The following is a 19263-nucleotide window of genomic DNA, read 5'->3' as shown; positions in this document are numbered from 1 at the left end:
CGATAGTACGGCGCGGTAACCGGGGCACGGAAAGCCCCGTCAGCGGTCGTCTACGTCACGTGCCCGATCCCGCTCGGCCGGGAATACCCCGTTCTCGGGAACGGACCGCCGCTGCTCCTCCAGCTCCTTGAGGAGGTCCTGCAGCTCGGAGCGGATCCAGTCCCTGGTCGCGACCTCGCCGAGGCCGATCCGCAGGGCCGCGACCTCCCGGCTCAGGTACTCGGTGTCGGCGATCGACCGCTCGTTCTGCTTGCGGTCCTGCTCCAGGTTGACCCGGTCGCGGTCGTCCTGCCGGTTCTGCGCGAGCAGGATCAGCGGAGCGGCGTAGGACGCCTGGAGCGACAGCATCAGCGTCAGGAAGATGAACGGGTACTGGTCGAAGCGCAGATGGTCGGGCGCCGCGATGTTCCAGATCACCCACGCGATGATGATCACCGTCATCCAGACGATGAACCGCCCCGTCCCCAGGAACCGGGCGATGCGCTCCGACAGCCGTCCGAAGGCCTCGGGGTCGTACTCGGGCAGCAGCCGGCGACGCGGGGCGCGCGGCTGGTCCAGGCGGATCCGGGGGCGGCGCGTCGCCTCCTCGCGGCGGGACGTCTCCTCATTCGCCATGGTTCACGTCCCCCGCGAGGTGGAACTCCTGCTCGCGCCAGTCGTCGGGCAGCATGTGGTCGAGGACGTCGTCGACGGTGACGGCGCCGAGCAGCGACCCGCTCTCGTCGACGACGGGCGCGGCCACCATGTCGTACGTCGCGAAGAACCCGGCGATCTCCGGCAGCGCGGCGGACGGCGACAGGGCCTGCAGATCGTCGTCCAGGATCGAGCCGACCATCGTGTACGGCGGATCGCGCAGCAGCCGCTGGAAGTGGATGGTGCCCAGATACTTGCCGGTCGGCGTCTCGTCCGGCGGGCGGCAGACGTAGACCTGCGCGGCGAGCGCGGGGGAGAGGTCGGGATTGCGGACCCGGGCGAGCGCGTCGGCGACGGTCGCGTCCGGGCGCAGCACGATCGGTTCCGTCGTCATCAGACCGCCCGCGGTCTTGTCCTCGTACGCCATCAGGCGCCGCACGTCGGCCGCGTCGCTCGGCTGCATCAGGGTGAGCAGCCGCTCCTTGTCGTCCTCGGGCAGCTCGCCGAGCAGGTCGGCCGCGTCGTCCGGGTCCATCTCCTCCAGGACGTCGGCGGCCCGCTCCTCCTTCAGCTTGCCGAGGATCTCGATCTGGTCGTCCTCGGGGAGTTCCTCGAGGACGTCGGCGAGCCGTTCGTTGGTGAGCGCCGCGGCGACCTCGGCCCGCCGCTTGGGCGAGAGGTGGTGCAGGACGTTCGCCAGGTCGGCGGGGCGCAGCTGCTCGAAGGTCGCGAGCAGGTTCTCGGCGCCCTGCCCGTGCTCCTCCAGGGAGAACCCGGTGACGGCCGACCAGTCCACGGTCAGCGTCTCGCCCTTGCGCCGGAAGGTGCCGCCCTTGCCCCTGCGGACGAAGACCCGGTCGATCTCCCAGTCCCGGCGGGCCGGCAGCTGCTGCACGGAGACGTCGAGGACGGTGACGACTTCTCCAGGTTCCCCGGACTCCACCAGCCGCACCCGGCGGTCCAGCATCTCGCCCAGCACGAGGCGCTCGGTGGGCCGCTGCTCGAAGCGCCGGACGTTGAGCACTCCGGTGGTGATGACCTGGGCCGACTCGATGCCGGTGACGCGGGTCATGGGCAGGAAGATGCGCCGCCGCGTCGACAGTTCGACGACCAGGCCGAGGACCCGGGGCGGCCGCCGTCCCACCCGCAGCATCGCGACGACATCGCGGACCCGGCCGACCTGGTCCCCGTTCGGGTCGAAGACGGCGATGCCCGCGAGGTGCGAGACGAAGATCCGGGGGGCGCCACCTGCCATGTCTGCCCGCACCTCCTCCGCGCGTAAGTGATCAATCCGTGGTTCAGGCTAGCCGGTACCCGTCGAACACGCCTTTGCGCATCCGCCCGCCCGGACCGACACCGGCCACGGCGGACACCACGGGTACGCTGCCGTACTGCCGACGAGCCCCTTTCCGTACGAGAGGTAGTACCGCCCGTGACCGTTTTCCCCCTGGCCCGCCGTACCCGCAGGACGCTCATGGTCGGCGTGATGTGCACGGGGCTCGCGGCCGGGCTCGCGGCCTGCGGAGACGATCCGGACGCGGGCACCAACGGGGTCGGCAAACTGGAGCCGGACACGATCCAGTCCCGCACGGTCAAGGCCGCACGCGGCGCCGACGCCGTGCGCCTCGCCGGCACCGTCGTCAGCGGCGGCAGGACGTACAAGCTCGACATGCGGCTGAAGGACGAGGGCGGCACCGGCTCGGTGACGACGGGCGGCGGCACCTTCCGGCTGCTGCGGGTCGACGAGCACCTCTACCTCAAGGCCGACGCCGACTTCTGGTCGCACTCCGACGACGAGGGGCAGCACGGCGACGGCGCCGCCGCCGACAAGCTCGACGGCAAGTACGTGAAGGTGCCGGCCGGCGACCCCTCGTACAAGCGGCTGAGCACCTTCACCGACAAGGACGTGCTGCTCGACGGGCTGCTCACGCTGCACGGCACCCTCGCGAAGGGCGACCGCGGCACCTCCGGAGGGGTCCGCACGATCGCGCTCACCGGCGACGACGGCTCCGGCGGCACGCTCGACGTCTCCCTGGAGGGAACGGCGTACCCCATGCGGCTGGCGCGGGCCGGCGGCGCCGGGATCCTGCAACTCACCGAGTGGGGCAAGGACTTCGCGCTGGACGAGCCGACGTCGGACGACACCGTCGACTACGGCCGGCAGCTGCCGGAGTCCTGAGCGGCCGCGCGGGCGCCCTCAGCGGCGTCTGCCGCGTCGTGCCAGGAGCCGGGGCAGCCCCGCCGGCGCCGGATCGCGGGTGGTGGCGGGCGACGGCACCGGCGGCGCCGCCTGCGCGTCCGCGGGGGCCGGGACCGGATCCGCGCCGCGCACCGGCTCCAGCCGCAGCACCCGGCACTCGCGGCTCCAGCGCTCGGTCATCGTCTCCGCGTCCGGCGCGTTGAGCCGCTTGCCCTTCAGCTCGCCGACGGCCGCCTCCCACTGCGGCGTACCGGGCGCCAGCTCCACGGCCGTCGCCCGCCAGCCGACCAGCCGGCCGCCCTTGTCCTTGCTGCGCACGGTGACCACGGCGGTGCCCCCGTCGACGAGACCGGGCAGCGGCTGCTCGCCGGGCCCGTCCCCGACCACATGGGCCGCGCCCTCGTGCCACACGTGCCACAGGGCCCGCTCGGCGTCGGTGCCCCGCACCCAGATGAGCCCGGACTTCTTGGTGGCCTCCTCGACGAGGGCGGCGTCGAGCAGTTCGGCAGTCGTCATGCCGTCAGCGTAGCTACAGCCAGCCGTTGCGCTTGAGGGTGCGGTGGATGGTGACGCACGCCGCGACGGTGACGGCGAGCACCAGCGGGTAGCCGTACCGCCAGTGCAGCTCGGGCATGTGCTTGAAGTTCATGCCGTAGACGCCGCAGACCATGGTCGGTACGGCGACGATGGCCGCCCACGAGGTGATCTTGCGCATGTCCTCGTTCTGCGCGACGGACGCCTGCGCCAGGTTGGCCTGAAGGATCGAGTTGAGGAGTTCGTCGAAGCCGATGACCTGCTCCTGGACGCGCTCCAGGTGGTCGGCGACATCACGGAAGTACTTCTGGATGTCGGGGTCGATCAGCCGCATCGGCCGCTCGCTCAGCAGTTGCAGCGGACGGCGCAGCGGGGCGACGGCCCGCTTGAACTCCAGCACCTCGCGCTTGAGCTGGTAGATCCGGCCGGCGTCGGTGCCGCGCGGCCCGCCCTTGCCGGTCTGCGAGAAGACGTCGGTCTCGACCTCGTCGATGTCGTCCTGCATCGCGTCGGCCACCGCCAGATAGCCGTCGACGACGTGGTCGGAGATGGCGTGCAGCACCGCGCTCGGGCCCTTGGCGAGCAGCTCCGGCTCTGCCTGGAGGCGACGGCGCAGCGCGCGCAGCGAGCCCTGCCCGCCGTGCCGCACGGTGATGAAGAAGTCGCGGCCGAGGAAGCACATGACCTCGCCGGTCTCCACGACCTCGCTGGTGTCGGTCAGTTCGGCGTGCTCGACGTAGTGGATGGTCTTGAACACGGCGAAGAGCGTGTCGTCGTACGGCTCCAGCTTGGGCCGCTGGTGGGCGTGGACGGCGTCCTCGACGGCGAGCGGGTGCAGCCCGAACTCGGCGGCGATACCGGCGAATTCCTTCTCGGTCGGCTCGTGCAGACCGATCCAGGCGAAGCCGCCGTCCCGGCGCACCTGGAGGCGTGCCTCGCTCGGCGTCAGGCAGCGGTCGCCGCTCTCCACGCGGGCCCCGTCGCGGTAGACGGCGCAGTCCACGACGGCCGAGCAGGCGGACGGGGCGCGGGTGGGGTCGTACGAGGAGCGGCTCTCGTTCTCGTACGGGGCCACGCTCTTGCGCAGCGAGGGGCGGACGGCGAGACGCAGGTCGCGCATCATCGACATGGGCAGGCTCCTTCGCGGGCGGGAGCCGCGCGGGGCACTCGGGAAATCGGAACTGCCCGGAATGAGGACGTCCTGGCCAACCGGAAACCGGGACATGCTGCACGTCCACAAAGCGGGGAGCACCGCACCGACGCCGGGCGGCTCCGCTGACTGATTCAGATCAGGAAGATCGGAAAGATCAGGTGGAAACGAAGTGCTCTTCCGGCGAACGCGAACAGCCCGGACAGCCCAAGAGGCAGACGGCCGACGAAACGCCGGTGACTGCTGACTGCGGTGTGGGACGCGGGCCTAGCGGCCGGAAGAACGGGTGGTACTGCACGGTCGACTTCGATCCATGACAGCCCCACCTCCTCCGGCCGGTCCCCCGTGAGGGACGATCAGTGGGTCGGGTCTTCGAGGGCTCTTGAGGGCCTTCGGCGGGGACGCTCGGCGTTCCGTCCCGACCAGCGGCCAAGACTATCAGCCGACTGAAGAAGCAAGCCCCGCCTTTACCCGTTCCATGCGAGTTCTATGCTCGCGGGATGGGAGAAGTTCTTGCGCTTGTAGAGGCCCGGCTGCGGACGGCCCTGGGCGAACCGGACGCGCGCGCGGCGGTCACGTTCCTCGGCACGGACCGCATCGAGGTGCTGCGTTTCACCGACGCCGACCAGGGTGTCGTGCGCTACGCGACGCTGGGGATGTCCGCCGCGCCGATGGCCGACCCGACCGCGGCCCTCGCCGATCCGGTCGAGGGCCCGCGCGCCGAACTGGTCCTGACGGTCCGTGCGGGGCTCGCCGACACCGACAAGGCGCTCAGGCCGCTCGCGGTGCTGGCCGCCTCGCCGCAGGTGGAGGGCGTGGTCGTGGCCCCGGGCGCGTCGCTGGACGTGGGGGAGCCGTTGTGGCCGGGCGCGCCGTTCACCTCGGTCCTGGTCGCGGAGTCGGGCGGTCTCGTGGAGGACCTCGACCTCGACGCGCCGATGGACCCCGTACGGTTCCTGCCGCTGCTGCCGATGACCCAGAACGAGGCGGCGTGGAAGCGGGTGCACGGCGCGGCCGAGCTCCAGGAGAAGTGGCTGAACGGCGGAACGGACCTGCGCGATCCGCTGCGCAGGTCCGTCGCCCTCGACTGAGGACCGGTACGGGGCTTCAGTTCGCGAAGACGGTGACGCCGTCCTCGGTGGCGTGCCGCGGCTCCAGCTCCTCCGCCTCGTGCGTGAGCGCGTTCCTGCGCACCCAGACCACGACGGCGCCGAGGAGCGCGGTGACCGCGGCGACCACGAACGGGATGTGGATGTCGGTCCACTCCTCGATCTTCGGCGCCAGGTACGGCGCGGCCGCGGCGGCGAACCACCGGACGAAGTTGTAACCGGCGCTCGCCACCGGCCGCGGCGCCTCCGAGACGCCGAGCGCCAGCTCCGTGTACACCGTGTTGTTCACGCCGATGAAGGCGCCGGACAGGATCGTGCAGACGATGGCCGTCGTGTGGTTGCCGTATCCGAGCACGAGCACGTCCACGGCGAGCAGCACCAGCGAACCGCCGACCACCTTGAGCGAGCCGAACCGGGCCTGCATGCGCGGCGCGACGAGCACCGAGAACAGCGCGAGCAGCACCCCCCAGGCGAAGAAGACGCCGCCCGACTTGTACGGGGTCATGTTCAGCACGAACGGGGTGAAGGCCAGCACCGTGAAGAACGTGTAGTTGTAGAAGAAGGCCGAGACGGCGGCGGAGGCGAGCCCGCCGTGCCCGAGCGCCTTGAGTGGGTCGAGGACCGACGTCCTGCGCGCGGGCTTCGGCTGCTCCTTCAGGAACAGCGTGATGCAGATGAACCCGATGGCCATCAGGGCCGCCGTGCCGAAGAACGGGTAGCGCCAGCTGGCGTTGCCGAGCAGGGCGCCCACCAGCGGCCCGCACGCCATGCCGAGACCGAGCGCGGACTCGTAGAGCAGGATCGCCGCGGCCGAGCCGCCGGCCGCCGCGCCGACGATGACGGCGAGCGCGGTCGACACGAAGAGCGCGTTGCCCAGACCCCAGCCGGCCCGGAAGCCGACCAGCTGGCCGACGGTGTCCGAGGTGCCGGAGAGGCCCGCGAAGATCACGACGAGCGCGAGCCCGACGAGGAGGGTCTTCTTGCCGCCGATCCGGCTGGAGACGAAGCCGGTGAGCAGCATCGCGACGGCGGTGATCAGGAAGTACGAGGTGAAGAGCAGGGAGACCTGGCTCTGCGTGGCCTTCAGGCCCTGTGCGATCGACGGCAGGATCGGGTCGACGAGCCCGATGCCCATGAAGGCGACGACGGATGCCCCGGCGGTCGCCCAGACCGCCTTCGGTTGACGCAGGATGCTGCCCGCACCTGCGTCGAACGGGTCCCCTTCGGCGGGACCTCCTGTACTGCTGTGGCTCATGCCCGTTTCCCTTCCTTCGTCCCGCGTCCCGTGCGGACGCCCGACCAGATGGTTGACGTATACACATAATAAGTTAGCGTCGCTAATTAATGCAAGCTACATCTATTTGTGCAGGTGAGGCGCACCGAACCGGCACGCTCCGGACGGGTGATCGTCCTTGACGCGGCGCGGGACGGGGAGGACCGTGGGCCGTATGAGGGGCGAACCCAGTTGCCCGAAGTGTGGTGGCCGGGTCAGGGCTCCCGGACTCTTTGCCGACTCCTGGCAGTGCGATGTGCACGGCACCGTGCACCCGCTGCAGCCCGTGATCCCGCCCAGCGTCGAGGCCCTCAGCGTCGTGGTGCGCCGCGCGAAGGTACCCGTCTGGATGCCGTGGCCGCTGCCCGTCGGCTGGCTGTTCACGGGCGTGGCCAACGCGGGGGACGACCGCCACGGCGGCCGCGCCACCGCCGTCGCCTGCTCCGGACCCGCGCCGCTCGGCGGCATGGGCGAGCTGGTGCTCGTCGCCGAGGAACTGGGCGTCGGGCTCGGCGCGCGCTACGCGGGCATCGAAGGCCCCGACCCCGGCCCGCACATGGACGTCCTCGGGCCGCCGCACGCCAAGGTGGTCGCCGCCGGCCGGCCCACCCCGCTGTGGCACGTGCGCGGCGGCCCCGACGACCGCGCGGTCTTCGCGGGCGAGGCGTGCGGGCTGTGGCTGTGGGCCATCGTCTGGCCCGCGGAGTCCGGCCTGCTGATGTACGACGAGCTGGTCCTGACCGATCTGCGCGACGCGGGCGCCGAGGTGGAGCTGCTGCCGTGCGGGGCGCTGTCGCCGCGCGTTCTCCAGTGACCCGGCGGGCCTACCCGCGCGGGTAAGGGGCCGTGGCCCGGATCGGCCGTGACGGGAGTGCTCTCGAACCCCGTTATCCTGGAGCGGCCCCTTCCGTCCCCGTCCGAGCCTGGAGTACGCAGCCGTGCGCATCGACCTGCACACCCACTCCACCGCGTCCGACGGCACGGACACCCCGGCCGAGCTGGTGCGGGGCGCCGCCGCGGCCGGTCTGGACGTCGTGGCCCTCACCGATCACGACACCACGCGCGGGCACGCCGAGGCGATCGCCGCACTCCCCGAGGGGCTCACGCTCGTCACGGGCGCCGAGCTCTCCTGCCGCCTCGACGGCGTGAGCATGCACATGCTGGCGTACCTGTTCGACCCGGAGGACGCCGCGCTGCTCGCCGAGCGCGAGCTGGTCCGCGACGACCGCGTCCCGCGCGCCAAGGGCATGATCGCCAAGCTGAACGACCTCGGCGTCCCCGTCACCTGGGAGCAGGTCGCCCGGATCGCCGGGGACGGCTCGGTGGGCCGGCCGCACATCGCCTCCGCGCTCGTCGAGCTCGGCGTCGTGCCCACCGTCTCCGACGCCTTCACCGAGAACTGGCTGGCCGACGGCGCCCGCGCCTACGTGCCGAAGCACGAGACCGACCCCTTCGAGGCGATCCGCCTGGTCAAGGCAGCCGGCGGGGTCACCGTCTTCGCGCACCCGGCCGCCGTCAAGCGCGGCCGCACCGTCCCCGAGGCCTCGATCGCGAAGCTGGCCGAGGCCGGGCTCGACGGCATCGAGGTCGACCACATGGACCACGACCCGGCCACGCGGGACCACCTGCGCGGCCTCGCCGCCGACGTGGGGCTGCTGACCACCGGCTCCTCGGACTACCACGGCAGCCGCAAGACCTGTGTGCTCGGCGAGTACACCACCGACCCGGAGATCTACGGGGAGATCACCCGCCGGGCCACCGGCGCCTTCCCGGTGCCGGGCGCCGGCGGACGCCGCGCCTGACGGAAGCGCACGGGCACGTCCCGTACGGTGCCCCCGCACCGCCTTCTTCCCTCCTCGCCCCGCACCACGTCGCGCGCCCGCACCGAGCGGGCGCGCCCGCACGCCCGCTCACCCCTCGCACCGCAAGGCAAGCCCTCCTGTGTTCGACGCCGCCGTCTTCGGATCCCTTTTTCTCACGCTTTTTGTGATTATGGATCCCCCCGGAATCACTCCGATCTTCCTCGCCCTCACCGCGGGCCGCCCCGCCAAGGTCCAGAAGCGCATGGCCTTCCAGGCCGTCTGCGTCGCCTTCGGCGTGATCGCCGTCTTCGGCGTCCTGGGGCAGCGGATCCTCGACTACCTGCATGTCTCCGTGCCCGCCCTGATGATCGCGGGCGGGCTGCTCCTGCTGCTGATCGCGCTCGATCTGCTCACCGGCAAGACGGACGAGCCGAAGCAGACGAAGGACGTGAACGTCGCCCTCGTCCCGCTCGGCATGCCGCTGCTCGCCGGGCCCGGCGCGATCGTGTCCGTGATCCTCGCCGTGCAGAAGGCGGACTCGTTCGCGACGCAGGCCTCCGTCTGGACGGCGATCATCGCCATCCACGTCGTGCTGTGGCTGGTCATGCGGTACTCGCTGGTGATCATCCGTGTCATCAAGGACGGCGGTGTGGTCCTGGTGACCCGGCTCGCGGGCATGATGCTCTCCGCGATCGCCGTGCAGCAGATCATCAACGGCGTCACCCAGGTGATCCGGGCCGGCTGACCGGGGCCCGCACATGCGAAGCCCCCGTACGCACCGTGCGTACGGGGGCTTCGAAGTGTGTAAGTCGCCGCGCTGTTACGAGGCGGACGACTCGGCCGGGCGGATGTAGAGGCGCTGCCCGATGGCCGCCGCCTGCTGAACGATCCGGTTGACGGAGGCGGCGTCCACGACGGTGGTGTCCACGGCGGTGCCGTCGACGTCGTCGAGTCGCATGATTTCGAAGCGCAAGGGCTTCTCCCTTCGTCTGGTCATCCTCCTGAAGGAGAACTGCTGGTGCAGGACATCAGTCTCGTCCTGCCGTACGGCCAGGCGGTTGCCTGCCCGTTAAGAGTGGATTGCGTGGCTAGGGAGCCCCGCGTTCTGTATGGGTACAACGGGTTGCCCCCTGCAAACATTCCCTACGCTAAAGAAATTTTTCGAGAAACTAATTACTAGCTAGTAGCGCGGTGGTGTGCGCACGGAGAGTGACGGTCCCAGAAGGCCGCCAGGGCCGCGGCCGTCTCCCGCGGGCGGTCGGTGTTGGGGGAGTGCTCCGCCCCCGTGATCACGGATCGCTCGGCGCCGAGGCGGCGCGCCATGTCGTCGAGCAGCGGCACGGGCCAGGTGTCGTCGTGCTCGCCCGACAGCACGTGCACCGGGGGCGCGAGCGCGGCCAGCTCCGCGACCCGGTCCGGCTCGGTGCACAACTGGTGTCCGGTGGCGATGAGCTGCGCCGGGCTGTTCAGCATCCAGCGGTGCCGCAGATCGTCCCGGGCGTCGGCGCCGCGCACATCGGCCACGTCGTCGGCGGCGTCGAGGGCTTGGATCGCCTCCCAGACCTCCGCCATGTCCAGGGTGGCCAGCGCCCCCTGGAGCAGCTTCACGCGCTGCTGCTGCGGCTCGGTGACGGCGGCGGGCCCCGACGCCATCAGGGTCAGGGACGCGAACGGCGCCGGGTTCGCGATGACCGCGGCCCGCGCGACGAGCCCGCCGAGCGAGTGCCCGAGCAGATGCACCCGCGGGGTGTCGAGCGCCGCGACCTGGGCGAGCACGTCCTGGGCCAACTCGGCCTGTGCGTAAGGGGCTTCGTCGTCCGCCGGGCCGGGTGTCTCGTACTGTCCGCGTCCGTCGACGGCCACGGTACGGTAGCCGGCCGCGCCCAGCGGGCCGTGCAGCGCGATGAAGTCCTCCTTGCTGCCGGTGAACCCGGGAAGGAGCAGCACGGTGCCGCGTACGGACCCCGACTCCGGCTCCCCGACGAGTGCGGCGAACTCGCCCCTCTCGGTGGCCAGTCGGTGCGCGCGGGTGCCGGACGGTGGGGTGAAGGTCGAGGGCCTGCTCATGCCGTGAGATTACGTCGTGCACCGCACCGGGGCGACAGGGCGAAGGCCCGGGCTCCGCATGCTGCGGAACCCGGGCCTTCGGCTACCGAAGTGCTGCTCAGGCCTCGGGGGCCTCGACGGCGGCTACGGCCTTCTTGCGGGTGCGGCGCGGCTTGGCCTCCGCCGGGGCCTCGGCCTCGACGGGGGCCGCGGCGGCCTTCTTGCGGGTGCGGGTGGCGGGCTTGGCCTCGACGGCCTCCGCGGCCTCCGCGGTGTCGACGGCGGCCACGGCCTTCTTGCGGGTCCGGCGCGGCTTGGTCTCCGCCGGGGCCTCGGCCTCGACGGGGGCCTCGACCGGAGTCGCGGCGGCCTTCTTGCGGGTGCGGGTGGCGGGCTTGGCCTCGACGGCCTCGGCCGTGTCGACGGCGGCTACGGCCGTGTCGACGGCGGCTACGGCCTTCTTGCGGGTGCGGCGCGGCTTGGCCTCTGCCGGGGCCTCGGCCTCGACGGGGGCCTCGACCGGAGTCGCGGCGGCCTTCTTGCGGGTGCGGGTGGCGGGCTTGGCCTCGACGGCCTCCGCGGTGTCGACGGCGGCCACGGCCTTCTTCCGCGTGCGGCGCGGCTTGGTCTCCGCCGGGGCCTCGGCCTCGACGGGAGCCTCGACCGGAGCCGCGACGGCCTTCTTGCGGGTACGGGTCCGCGCGGGCTTGGCCTCGGCGGTCTCGACGGTGGCCTCCACCGTGTCGACGACCGCTTCCGCCTGCTTCCGCGTCCGCGTACGCGCGGGCTTCGCGACGGGCTCGGCGGCCTCGACGGGCTCCACCGTGTCGACAGCGGCTTCCGCCTTCTTGCGCGTACGGCGACGCGGCTTGGCAGGAGCCTCGGTCTCGGTCACCGGGGCGACGGCCTCGACGACCGCCTCGGCGGTCTCGACAACGGCCTCGGCGGCGGCCGGAACGACCGGGGCGACGGCAGCGCCGCGGGTGCGGCGGCGACGGCGCGGGGTGCGCGGCTCGGCCGGCGCGGAGGAGTCCTCGGCGACCGGGCTGACCGGAGCTGCCGTGCTCGCGGCCGCGGCCTCCGCGGAGACCGGCTCGCCGTTGCGGGTGCGACGGCGGCGGCGCGGCGTACGGGCGGACCGCTCACGGTCCTGCTCGCGGCCCTGGTCCCGGTCGCGACGGTCGCGGTCCTGCGACGGACGGCCACCCCGGCCGCCGCGCGGCGAACCGCCACGGCCACCGGTCTCGCCCAGGTCCTCGATCTGCTCGGCGTCGAGCCCGGCGCGGGTCCGCTCCGAACGCGGCAGCACACCCTTGGTGCCGGCCGGGATGCTCAGCTCCTCGTACAGGTGCGGGGAGGACGAGTACGTCTCGACCGGGTCGTTGAAGTTCAGCTCGAGGGCCTTGTTGATCAGCTGCCAGCGCGGGATGTCGTCCCAGTCGACCAGCGTGATCGCGATGCCCTTCTTGCCCGCGCGGCCGGTGCGGCCGATGCGGTGGAGGTAGGTCTTCTCCTCCTCGGGCGACTGGTAGTTGATGACGTGCGTCACGCCCTCGACGTCGATGCCGCGGGCGGCGACGTCGGTGCAGACCAGCACGTCCACCTTGCCGTTGCGGAACGCGCGCAGCGCCTGCTCGCGGGCGCCCTGGCCCAGGTCGCCGTGGACCGCGCCGGAGGCGAAGCCGCGCCGCTTGAGCTGGTCGGCGATGTCGGCAGCCGTCCGCTTCGTGCGGCAGAAGATCATCGCGAGCCCGCGGCCGTCGGCCTGCAGGATGCGCGCGACCATCTCGGGCTTGTCCATGTTGTGCGCGCGGTACACGTGCTGCGCGATGTTGCGCACGGTCGCGCCCTCGTCGTCCGGCGACGTGGCGCGGATGTGCGTGGGCTGCGACATGTAACGGCGGGCCAGGCCGATGACCGCACCCGGCATGGTCGCCGAGAACAGCATCGTCTGACGCTTCGCCGGCAGCATGTTGATGATCTTCTCGACGTCGGGCAGGAAGCCCAGGTCGAGCATCTCGTCGGCCTCGTCGAGGACGAGCGCCTTCACGTGCGACAGGTTCAGCTTCTTCTGGCCGGCGAGGTCGAGCAGCCGGCCCGGGGTGCCGACGATCACGTCGACGCCCTTCTTGAGGGCCTCGACCTGGGGCTCGTAGGCGCGACCGCCATATATGGCGAGGACGCGGACATTGCGCACCTTGCCGGCGGTGAGGAGGTCATTGGTCACCTGCTGGCACAGCTCGCGCGTCGGGACGACGACGAGGGCCTGCGGGGTGTCGGTGAGCTGCTCGGGCGTGGCCCGGCCCGCCTCGACGTCCGCGGGGACGGTGACGCGCTCCAGGAGCGGCAGACCGAAACCGAGGGTCTTGCCCGTGCCGGTCTTGGCCTGGCCGATGACGTCCGTGCCGGAGAGGGCGACGGGGAGGGTCATCTCCTGGATGGGGAAGGGATTGATGATGCCGACTGCCTCAAGGGCCTCTGCCGTCTCGGGGAGAATGCCGAGCTGACGGAATGTCGAAGTCTGCGTAGTCAGGGTGTTGCCTCTTCTGTGAGGTGCGGTGCGAGGCGAACGCGGGGGTCTTGACCGTGCCAGTGCCGTGCCTTTGGTACGCCGGTCCTGATCCGCTGCTGCGGTGGACCGGGTGGCGCGGGACCACTGCCGACGCTCGAGCGCTCGTGCCGCTGAGGGGCCCCTCCTCGATCCGTACGTCTCGTGACGTACGACCCGGAGGGCTGTCGGGTCGGAGCCGATCGGGCCACCGACCGGGCATCCTCATTCGTGCGGCCCGTCGCATGTACGTGCAAACGCCATTGCGATGTGGGGGCAAAGCGCCTTGCACTCGGCGGGCTCTTTACCACCATACCCCGGAAACGCGCATGTGCGATGGCCGATTTGGTCACGTAGTCGTCGTCACACTCTTTGACCAGGGACTTACCCGCGACGGCGAGCGGGCTATTGTGCGCTTCATGGAGACGCCTGACAACGCCACGCCCGCCACTGAAGCGACCGACGCAGCGACCGACGCAGCGACCGACGCTCCGACCGGGATCGCGGCCCAGGACTGGGCCACCGCGTCCGCGGACGAGAACTACCGCGCCGCCGTCGTCGACCTGCTCGGCGCGCTGGCCTACGGCGAGCTGGCGGCGTTCGAGCGGCTGGCCGAGGACGCCAAGCTGGCGCCGACGCTCGCCGACAAGGCCGAGCTCGCGAAGATGGCCTCCGCCGAGTTCCACCACTTCGAGCAGTTGCGCGACCGGCTCGCGGCGGTCGGCGCCGAGCCGACCGAGGCCATGGACCCGTTCGTCGGCGCGCTCGACGGCTTCCACAAGCAGACCGCGCCGTCGGACTGGCTGGAGGGCCTGGTCAAGGCGTACGTGGGCGACTCGATCGCCTCCGACTTCTACCGTGAGGTCGCGGCCCGGCTCGACTCGGACACCCGTGAGCTGGTGCTCGCCGTGCTCGACGACACCGGACACGCGTCGTTCGCCGTCGAGAAGGTGCGGGCCGCCATCGAGGCCGAGCCGCGCGTCGGCGGCCGGCTCGCGCTGTGGGCGCGGCGGCTGATGGGCGAGGCCCTGTCGCAGTCCCAGCGGGTGGTCGCCGACCGCGACGCCCTGTCGACCATGCTCGTCGGCGGTGTCGCCGACGGCTTCGACCTGGCCGAGGTCGGCCGGATGTTCTCGCGGATCACCGAGGCGCACACCAAGCGGATGGCGGCCCTCGGACTCGCCGCCTAGGAGTTCGTCGGCTGTACCGCCCGGCGGACCCTGCCGCCCGGGCGGCCCGCGCTCACGCGGACGGCGTGAGCTGGTGCCCTCTGCTCCGGGTGGGGCGCAGCAGCAGCGACAGCAGGGCCACCGCCATCACGATCGAGCCGCCGAGCGTGGCCAGCACATGGCCGGACCCCAGCGACGTATGGGTGACGAACGCCCCGAACAGGGCGCCGACGATGCCCGTCGCCAGCACCAGCGTGCGCGACGGCAGGCGGTGCGGCAGACGGCTGCTCGCGGCCCAGGCGAGGGCCAGACCGAGCAGTGCGGAGCCAAGGGCTTCGAGAAGCATGGTGAGGGTCCCTCCCGCGCGGCCAGTAGGTGCAAATCGGTCCTAGCCGGTCTACCCCTGGGACCCGGAACGCAATCCTCCTTGTGTGCTCCGGCTGTGCTCGCGCTGTGAACCGGCCGCGAACGCGGGAGGGGCCCGGCAGCGTGACGCTGCCGGGCCCCTCCCACGTTCATCCCTGCTCTACAGCGGGCCGAAGCCCACCTTCCGCACTGCGGGCTCGCCCAGCTCCACATAGGCCAGACGGTCGGCCGGGACCAGGACCTTGCGGCCCTTCTCGTCCGTCAGGGAAAGCAGCTGCGCCTTGCCGGACAGCGCCGCGGACACCGCGCTCTCGACCTCCTCGGCGGACTGGCCGCTCTCCAGAACGATCTCGCGGGGCGTGTGCAGCACGCCGATCTTGACCTCCACGGCCTTGTCCCTCCGACGATCCGTGATGCGCGCGGTCTACCGCGCCGTACGCAGCACAGATTAGCCCGCCCGGCCGACGCTCCCGGCGTCCCGGCCGCACGCCAAGAGCGAACAGCGGACCGGGAACAAAACGGGACGGCGGGTGACCCGTCGTTTCAGGAGTGCTCCACGCCGTGCAGCGGGAACCCCGCGATGCCGCGCCAGGCCAGCGAGGAGAGCAGCTGCACCGCCTTGTCGCGCGGCACCGGGCTCTCGCTGGACAGCCAGTAGCGCGCCACCACCTGAGAGACGCCGCCGAGCCCCACGGCGAGCAGCATCGACTCGTCCTTGGACAGTCCGGTGTCCTCGGCGATGACGTCCGAGATCGCCTCGGCGCACTGCAGGCTGACCCGGTCGACGCGCTCGCGCACCGCCGGCTCGTTCGTCAGGTCCGACTCGAAGACGAGACGGAACGCGCCGCCCTCGTCCTGGACGTACGCGAAATAGGCGTCCATGGTCGCCTGCACGCGCTGCTTGTTGTCCGACGTCGACGCGAGCGCCGTGCGCACCGACTGCAGCAGCGACTCGCAGTGCTGGTCGAGCAGGGCGAGATAGAGCTCCAGCTTGCCCGGGAAGTGCTGGTAGAGGACCGGCTTGCTGACGCCGGCGCGCTCGGCGATGTCGTCCATCGCGGCCGCGTGGTACCCCTGCGCGACGAATACTTCCTGTGCCGCGCCCAGAAGTTGATTGCGTCGGGCACGGCGCGGCAGGCGTGTGCCCTTGGGGCGCGCTGCCTCCGTCTGCTCGATGGCTGTCACGCCGCCTCCCAAAATCGTCCGTGTACTGCGGTGTGCGCCGCGCCGTCATCGTACTTTTGGGTAACCAGGATGTGCGCGGTGCGAGCGCAGAATTTCACGGACCGGACGTCTGTGAAAGCCGCTCGTAGCGGCCCTGTGGGCGCAAAGTGGCGCATACCGATGGGTGGGGCGGGAGATGCGGCGGACGCTACGGGTGTGCGCCCGGCACCATCGGTGCCGGTGACGTCACCGATAGTCGTCCTCGTCGAGGGCGACCACCCGCGCCTGCTCCGCCCGGTCCGCCTCGTCGGCGCTGTCCGGGTCGGCCGGATCGACCGGCATGTCGTCCTGCTCCGGAGTCAGCTCGGCCGACTGCTCGGCCGCGTCGGCCTCCGGCTCCTCCACGCCGATCTCCAGAGGGCGGCTGTCCTGGAATGTCCCGGGATCGCTCGGATCGACCGTCATCGGTGGCTCCCTTCCTCACTTGTCGGTGCGTGGGCGGGTGCCCTGTATCGAGCGTAGGAGACACCCGATCGGGGCGCTATGCGATCTCCCGCCGCTGCTCCTGCCTGTCGCATGCCCCCTTTCTGCCCACCCCGGGCCCGGAATTCCCGGCGGGGGACGGAGAGGCTTTGGGGAGAGCTGTGCGCGATCTGTGACGGCGAACACACGATCCTCAGTGTGATCACCTCGTAACATATGCCGCATGCCTTCGACCGATTCGCCGCGTGTGCCTCCCGCCGTCGCTGCCGTGGCACCCAAGCCGGGTGCCGTTCGGGTCGCTGAGGGGGAGAGACTCCGGGCGGTCGGGCTGCCGGGGCTCACACTGACGGTCCGGTCGCGCCCGGGGACGCGGAAGGGCCTGCCGCCCGCGCTCTACGTCCATGGCCTCGGCGGTTCCTCGCAGAACTGGTCGGCATTGATGCCGCACCTCGAGGACGTCGTCGACGGGGAGGCCGTCGACCTGCCCGGCTTCGGCGACTCGCCGCCGCCGGACGACGGCAACTACTCGGTGACCGGGCACGCGCGCGCGGTCATCCGTCATCTCGACGCCGCGCGGCGCGGCCCCGTGCACCTCTTCGGGAACTCGCTGGGCGGCGCCGTCGCCACCCGGGTCGCCGCCGTGCGCCCCGATCTCGTCCGCACGCTGACACTGGTGTCGCCCGCCCTTCCGGAGATCCGGGTCCAGCGCACCGCCCTGCCGACCGGACTGCTCGCCGTGCCCGGAGTCGCCGCGCTCTTCACCCGGCTCACCAAGGAGTGGACGGCCGAGCAGCGCGTGAGCGGCGTCATGGCCCTCTGCTACGGAGACCCGAACCGGGTCACGGAGGAGGGCCTGCGGGCAGCCGTCGAGGAGATGGAACGGCGGCTGAGACTCCCGTACTTCTGGGACGCGATGGCCCGCTCCGCGCGCGGGATCGTGAACGCGTACACGCTCGGCGGCCAGCACGGTCTGTGGCGACAGGCGGGCCGTGTGCTCGCGCCGACCCTGCTCGTCTACGGTGGACGGGACCAGCTCGTCTCGTACCGGATGGCGGCGCGCGCGGCGCGCACCTTCCGGGAGTCGCGCCTCCTCACGCTCCCCGACGCGGGGCACGTCGCGATGATGGAGTACCCGGAGGCCGTCGCGACGGCGTTCCGGGAACTGCTCGCGGACACCGAGGCGTTGAACGAGGCGCGCGGGGCGGGGGAGCAGAGCGGGTCAGTGCCGGACGAGGCACGCGAGGCGCACGACGCGCCGGACAGTACGACGCACCGATCGAAGTTGGGGAGCTGAGGCGGCGAGTGGGACGGCACAGCCGCCGAGGGCCGGCAGACAACGGCGACACCGCCGACATACCTGTAGTACCACCCGAGCCGAACGGCCCGTCGCAGGCGGGCCCGGGCTCCGGGCGCCGCCGCAGGGCCGCCGCACCGGAGAGCGCCGGTCAGGCCGCTCCCCGTACACCCGCGCGACCGGGCGGCCCGTCCGCGCGGGGCGGCCACCCCGAGCAGCGGGAGCCGGGCGGCGGCTGGGGCGCTCCCGGATCCGCCGCCGGGACGCGGGACGGGACACGCACCGATACGCGTGGCGGGGCGCGGACCGATACCCGGGCCGAGCTGCGCAGCGGGCCCGGGGCGCAGTCGCGGGCGGGCGCCACACCGGCGGCCGGGACGCCGACCGTGCCGCGTCCGCGATCGGGCTGGCCCCGTCAGGAGTACGTCGACGCGTTCGACGCCCCCTCGCGCCGGGACCCGTACGCCGGCGTCACCGACTGGGACACCGACGCCGACGAGGCCCCCGGGACGGACGCCTCGGGGGCGGGCGCGGGCCCGGACGACGGCGCCGCGACCGAGGCCGAGGGCGGGCGGGAGAAGCGCGGCAAGGGGCTCACCTTCACCGGGATCGCCGCCGCGGCCGTCACCACCGTGCTCGCCGTCGTCGTCGCGGGCCAGGTCGCCGACGGGCACGGCGGATCGTCCGGTGACCTCTCCGCGAAGTCGGCGGACGGCTCGCGGGTCCACGACGACTCGGCGTCCCGCTCGGACGACCGGGCCACGCCGTCGAGGACCGCGCAGGCCGCCCCGGCGACGTACGACGAGAAAATGGCGAAGAAGTACCCCCTCAAGGCGGACCTCAAGGCGTCGGGGAAGTTCGACGCGGTCGGCGGCTTCGACAAGGCGCCGGGCCGCGGGCAGAAGTTCCGCTACCGCGTCGACGTGGAGAAGGGGCTCGGGCTCGACGGCCGGCTGTTCGCGCAGGCCGTGCAGAAGACCCTCAACGACAAGCGGAGCTGGGCCCACAACAGCGCCCGCACCTTCGAGCGGATCTCCTCCGGCAAGCCGGACTTCGTGATCACGCTCGCCAGTCCGGGGACCACCGCGGACTGGTGCGCGAAGTCGGGACTCGACACCACCGAGGACAACGTGTCGTGCGACTCGGCCGCCACCGAACGCGTGATGATCAACGCCTATCGGTGGGCGCAGGGCTCGAAGACGTACGACGACGTGCTGCACGGCGGCGCCATCCACCCCTACCGGCAGATGCTCATCAACCACGAGGTCGGGCACCGGCTCGGCTACAACCACGTCACCTGCTCGCAGGACGGCGCGCTGGCGCCCGTGATGCAGCAGCAGACCAAGTTCCTGAGCTTCGACGGGATCACCTGCAAGCCCAACCCCTGGGTCTACCCCAACGCTTGACGCTTCGTGGCGTTCCGTAGCCGGATGATCTCCTAGCGCGACAGAACGTCACGCGCACGCGAAAGTTACGCCCGTTCACCCCTTTT

The 19263-nt window shown here is 71.7% G+C and carries 20 protein-coding genes; 8 read left to right on the top strand and 12 right to left on the bottom strand.

Going from position 1 to position 19263, the window contains the following annotated elements; genetic code table 11:
- Positions 1 to 39: 39 nt before the first annotated feature.
- Together ABZ930_RS02645 and ABZ930_RS02640 are read right to left on the bottom strand one after the other, a co-directional pair.
- Positions 40 to 615, bottom strand: coding sequence for a DUF1003 domain-containing protein (locus ABZ930_RS02645; protein WP_361540215.1), 576 nt, complete (start codon positions 613 to 615; stop codon positions 40 to 42).
- Positions 605 to 1888 (bottom strand): CBS domain-containing protein, encoded by a 1284-nt coding sequence (locus ABZ930_RS02640; protein WP_361540212.1) that lies wholly within the window; start codon positions 1886 to 1888, stop codon positions 605 to 607. Before ABZ930_RS02640 ends, ABZ930_RS02645 begins: the two co-directional genes overlap by 11 nt.
- Before the next feature lie 219 nt (positions 1889 to 2107).
- On the opposite strand from ABZ930_RS02640, the gene ABZ930_RS02635 reads away from it, so the two are divergent.
- Positions 2108 to 2812, top strand: coding sequence for a hypothetical protein (locus ABZ930_RS02635; protein WP_361540388.1), 705 nt, complete (start codon positions 2108 to 2110; stop codon positions 2810 to 2812).
- Positions 2813 to 2830: 18 nt separating this feature from the next.
- On the opposite strand, the gene ABZ930_RS02630 is transcribed toward ABZ930_RS02635, so the two are convergent.
- Together ABZ930_RS02630 and ABZ930_RS02625 are read right to left on the bottom strand one after the other, a co-directional pair.
- Positions 2831 to 3349: a hypothetical protein gene (locus ABZ930_RS02630; protein WP_361540209.1), complete on the bottom strand. Its 519-nt coding sequence runs from the start codon at positions 3347 to 3349 to the stop codon at positions 2831 to 2833.
- A 13-nt stretch (positions 3350 to 3362) separates the two neighbouring features.
- Positions 3363 to 4496, bottom strand: coding sequence for a magnesium and cobalt transport protein CorA (locus tag ABZ930_RS02625; RefSeq protein WP_361540206.1), 1134 nt, complete (start codon positions 4494 to 4496; stop codon positions 3363 to 3365).
- Positions 4497 to 5017: 521 nt separating this feature from the next.
- On the opposite strand from ABZ930_RS02625, the gene ABZ930_RS02620 reads away from it, so the two are divergent.
- Positions 5018 to 5608 carry a suppressor of fused domain protein gene (locus ABZ930_RS02620; protein WP_361540203.1) on the top strand — a complete coding sequence of 197 codons (591 nt, stop codon included), beginning with the start codon at positions 5018 to 5020 and terminating at the stop codon, positions 5606 to 5608.
- Positions 5609 to 5624: 16 nt separating this feature from the next.
- Here ABZ930_RS02620 and ABZ930_RS02615 read toward each other — a convergent pair whose 3' ends face one another.
- A complete protein-coding gene (locus tag ABZ930_RS02615; protein ID WP_361540200.1) occupies positions 5625 to 6881 on the bottom strand; it encodes an MFS transporter in 1257 nt (418 codons plus the stop codon).
- 193 nt (positions 6882 to 7074) lie between these two features.
- On the opposite strand from ABZ930_RS02615, the gene ABZ930_RS02610 reads away from it, so the two are divergent.
- The 3 genes from ABZ930_RS02610 (at position 7075) to ABZ930_RS02600 (ending at position 9446) form a co-directional block, all read left to right on the top strand.
- Positions 7075 to 7713 carry a DUF6758 family protein gene (locus tag ABZ930_RS02610; protein ID WP_361540197.1) on the top strand — a complete coding sequence of 213 codons (639 nt, stop codon included), beginning with the start codon at positions 7075 to 7077 and terminating at the stop codon, positions 7711 to 7713.
- Positions 7714 to 7837: 124 nt separating this feature from the next.
- The gene (locus ABZ930_RS02605) at positions 7838 to 8701 is read left to right on the top strand and encodes a PHP domain-containing protein (RefSeq protein WP_361540194.1); all 864 of its coding nucleotides are present in this window, start codon (positions 7838 to 7840) and stop codon (positions 8699 to 8701) included.
- A gap of 139 nt (positions 8702 to 8840) precedes the next feature.
- Entirely contained in the window at positions 8841 to 9446 is a 606-nt protein-coding gene (locus tag ABZ930_RS02600; protein ID WP_361540191.1) for a MarC family protein, read from the top strand.
- Positions 9447 to 9521: 75 nt separating this feature from the next.
- Here ABZ930_RS02600 and ABZ930_RS02595 read toward each other — a convergent pair whose 3' ends face one another.
- The 3 genes from ABZ930_RS02595 to ABZ930_RS02585 form a co-directional block, all read right to left on the bottom strand.
- Positions 9522 to 9674 carry a hypothetical protein gene (locus ABZ930_RS02595; protein WP_181512666.1) on the bottom strand — a complete coding sequence of 51 codons (153 nt, stop codon included), beginning with the start codon at positions 9672 to 9674 and terminating at the stop codon, positions 9522 to 9524.
- A 203-nt stretch (positions 9675 to 9877) separates the two neighbouring features.
- Positions 9878 to 10768, bottom strand: a complete 891-nt coding sequence (locus ABZ930_RS02590) for an alpha/beta hydrolase (protein ID WP_361540186.1) — start codon at positions 10766 to 10768, stop codon at positions 9878 to 9880.
- 97 nt (positions 10769 to 10865) lie between these two features.
- Complete coding sequence (locus tag ABZ930_RS02585) at positions 10866 to 13178, bottom strand: DEAD/DEAH box helicase (RefSeq protein WP_361540183.1); 2313 nt, start codon at positions 13176 to 13178, stop codon at positions 10866 to 10868.
- 536 nt (positions 13179 to 13714) lie between these two features.
- Between ABZ930_RS02585 and ABZ930_RS02580 the strand changes: the two genes are divergently transcribed.
- Positions 13715 to 14485, top strand: coding sequence for a ferritin-like fold-containing protein (locus ABZ930_RS02580; RefSeq protein ID WP_361540180.1), 771 nt, complete (start codon positions 13715 to 13717; stop codon positions 14483 to 14485).
- 52 nt (positions 14486 to 14537) lie between these two features.
- On the opposite strand, the gene ABZ930_RS02575 is transcribed toward ABZ930_RS02580, so the two are convergent.
- The 4 genes from ABZ930_RS02575 to ABZ930_RS02560 all read right to left on the bottom strand — a co-directional run bounded on the left by ABZ930_RS02575 (position 14538) and on the right by ABZ930_RS02560 (position 16459).
- Positions 14538 to 14810, bottom strand: coding sequence for a hypothetical protein (locus tag ABZ930_RS02575; protein ID WP_361540177.1), 273 nt, complete (start codon positions 14808 to 14810; stop codon positions 14538 to 14540).
- Between the two features lie 180 nt (positions 14811 to 14990).
- Positions 14991 to 15218: a DUF3107 domain-containing protein gene (locus ABZ930_RS02570; RefSeq protein WP_361540174.1), complete on the bottom strand. Its 228-nt coding sequence runs from the start codon at positions 15216 to 15218 to the stop codon at positions 14991 to 14993.
- Positions 15219 to 15373: 155 nt separating this feature from the next.
- Positions 15374 to 16015 carry a TetR/AcrR family transcriptional regulator gene (locus ABZ930_RS02565; RefSeq protein ID WP_361540172.1) on the bottom strand — a complete coding sequence of 214 codons (642 nt, stop codon included), beginning with the start codon at positions 16013 to 16015 and terminating at the stop codon, positions 15374 to 15376.
- A gap of 225 nt (positions 16016 to 16240) precedes the next feature.
- The gene (locus tag ABZ930_RS02560; protein ID WP_361540169.1) at positions 16241 to 16459 is read right to left on the bottom strand and encodes a hypothetical protein; all 219 of its coding nucleotides are present in this window, start codon (positions 16457 to 16459) and stop codon (positions 16241 to 16243) included.
- 241 nt (positions 16460 to 16700) lie between these two features.
- Between ABZ930_RS02560 and ABZ930_RS02555 the strand changes: the two genes are divergently transcribed.
- Positions 16701 to 17771, top strand: coding sequence for an alpha/beta hydrolase (locus ABZ930_RS02555; protein ID WP_361540166.1), 1071 nt, complete (start codon positions 16701 to 16703; stop codon positions 17769 to 17771).
- Positions 17772 to 17830: 59 nt separating this feature from the next.
- Complete coding sequence (locus ABZ930_RS02550) at positions 17831 to 19177, top strand: DUF3152 domain-containing protein (RefSeq protein WP_361540385.1); 1347 nt, start codon at positions 17831 to 17833, stop codon at positions 19175 to 19177.
- The last annotated feature ends 86 nt before the right edge of the window (positions 19178 to 19263 follow it).

Origin of the sequence: Streptomyces sp. NPDC046716 (assembly GCF_040645755.1) — a bacterium.
Classification (GTDB): domain Bacteria; phylum Actinomycetota; class Actinomycetes; order Streptomycetales; family Streptomycetaceae; genus Streptomyces.
This window is presented reverse-complemented; position numbering and strand designations above follow the sequence as displayed.